Here is a 2011-nt window from a genome sequence, read left to right on the forward strand (position 1 = left end):
GGATATTGGGGCGCTTGAGGAGGGCGGACAGACTCTTCTCCGCGTCTTCGTCAGTTTGGTCGAGGGTCAGGACGATGTCTGCCTGGTTCGGCATGCGAACTCGCTGTGGTCCATCCGATAAGACGGCCTCAAACAATTTGCGCGGGTTCGCGACCGCTTCGGCTTCGGTCCACATGTGCTGGCGCGGTCTTTTCAAGCGTTCAACCCTCGAATCCACTTAGATTAGAGCGTCTGACGATCTCACGAAAGGATTCGTTAGATAAACGGAGCTCTTCCACCCTCAGCCCAGACTAGAGGACGGAAGGGCGTGGCGGGTTAGAGATCGTTAACCATTTCTCAAGCCGAGGAGAAGATGGTATTCGAGAACCGAGATTCGCGGTCCGAATGCCCCTTTACCTCCTCGATACCAATGTCCTGTCGAACCTTTCCAAGCCTCGGCCTTCGCCATCGGTGCTCGATTGGTGTCATCGTCTGCGACCGCGAAACTGGTGCGTTGCACAATGCACAGTGATTGAGATTCGGCGGGGGATCAAAATCCTGTCTTCGAAGGGCGAGAGTGCTAGGGCAGACGCTCTCAGCAATTGGTTCGATAACCTGTTAGCGATGCGACCGCGCATCATCGCACTCAACGACCACATCATCGATGTTTTCACTGATCTATCAATAGTACCAGAGCTACAGAATGTGTTCGCGCCTAATCCGGGTAAGTATCCCGCAAGAATCGGGCGGGATCTTGAGATTGCGGCGACCGCCATCGCCATGAATGCGACAGTCGTAACTGTTAACGTGTCCGATTTCTTGGCGATCAACGATCATATGCGGCTGCCGGGACTGTATAATCCGGACACCGACGAATGGCTTGTACGGCCAAGGAGGCGGGAGACTGAAGCGGCTGGGGAGGGCGGACACTGGGACATGCATCGGCTGTTAAGCACCAAGGTCATGAGAAACTGACGCATCTCGAGGGATGCATCCGAGCGATGCCGACCTATCCGAAACGGCAGGGAAAGCGCTCAAACGAGGGAGGCACGGCTCGCGCGTTGAACGGTGATGCTGGCCGCTAATCCGCGGACCTGGGCGACCCACTATTCCAGTTGGCCGGTCCGCGGAGTATCGCTATTGACCACTCGAATATGTGTTCAATCCTCATCTGCACCATGCATTGAAGCTAGCTAGTCGAGCTGTATTAAGTCCCAAGAGCCGCTCAACTCAGTAGAGTTGTGGAAGGTCGTCAAGCAATTCATCGGCCCAGCGTTCGCTGTCCCAGTCACGCAGCGCACGGCAGCGTTGTCGCCATGATAACGAGACGATGTCTTGGGTTGGGCTCAGTTGATTAAGAATTCTGTCTGGACAGAAACAGGCTGAAGGCCCTTCGCTCTCGAAAACGGTATCCACCATACACTCGGTTGGGGTCGCCTCTTCATAGCTTTTGAGTAAGCAAACTACACCCTCCACTGGATATGGAATTTCACGCATTCGCAAAGCCACGAACGCGACGGCGAAATGCCTGTTATCCGCGGGCAAATCGACAACCTCCATGTCAATAACCTTGCCATAAATGTTGAGATCTTCGGCTAAGCTTCTAGAGAGGTCACCTGTGACTTCCATATGGGAGTAGGTCATTCTGTATCCCGAATCCATGAACACCATCGCATCGATGCGCAAACTGTAAGTCGACGGCTGCATGAATTGTGGTGTCGAATTTGACGACGATGCAAGCGGCACGGTGCGACGCAGTTGTGTGGGCTGCTGGCCATGTCGACAATACCTACAAACCCGTGAGTGAGCCCGCAGCTACGCCGCTACTTCGAAACTAGAGAGTTCGACAGTCCGTGCTGCTGCCGGTTTGGTGGAGACCGAGATTAGGTGTTTCATGAAGCTGGAAGCCGAGACTGCGCGGGTGCGGGCGGAGGTTTGGGCGTGGGTGATGGTGCCCCCTGCGCTTGACCGCCGCGCCGAAAGCGGAAAGGGAGGTGATGATGGCAACGGCGATTGCTGCGCTCATCATAGC

General features: G+C 55.1%; 2 protein-coding genes. One reads left to right on the plus strand and one right to left on the minus strand.

The features are described 5' to 3' along the window. The first annotated feature begins 507 nt into the window (after window positions 1-507). On the plus strand, window positions 508-954 hold the full coding sequence (locus I5M_RS01350) for a hypothetical protein (protein ID WP_031334949.1): 447 nt from the start codon (window positions 508-510) through the stop codon (window positions 952-954). A gap of 255 nt (window positions 955-1209) precedes the next feature. On the opposite strand, the gene I5M_RS01355 is transcribed toward I5M_RS01350, so the two are convergent. Further along, complete coding sequence (locus I5M_RS01355; RefSeq protein WP_148287803.1) at window positions 1210-1623, minus strand: hypothetical protein; 414 nt, start codon at window positions 1621-1623, stop codon at window positions 1210-1212. Window positions 1624-2011 lie beyond the last annotated feature (388 nt).

The sequence above is a fragment of the Rhodopseudomonas sp. B29 genome (genome assembly GCF_000333455.1).
Classification (GTDB): domain Bacteria; phylum Pseudomonadota; class Alphaproteobacteria; order Rhizobiales; family Xanthobacteraceae; genus Rhodopseudomonas.

Bases quoted from the DNA above. Each gene is read 5' to 3' on its own strand.
- I5M_RS01355 (WP_148287803.1), bottom strand. From the start codon at position 1,623: ATGACCTACTCCCATATGGAAGTCACAGGTGACCTCTCTAGAAGCTTA.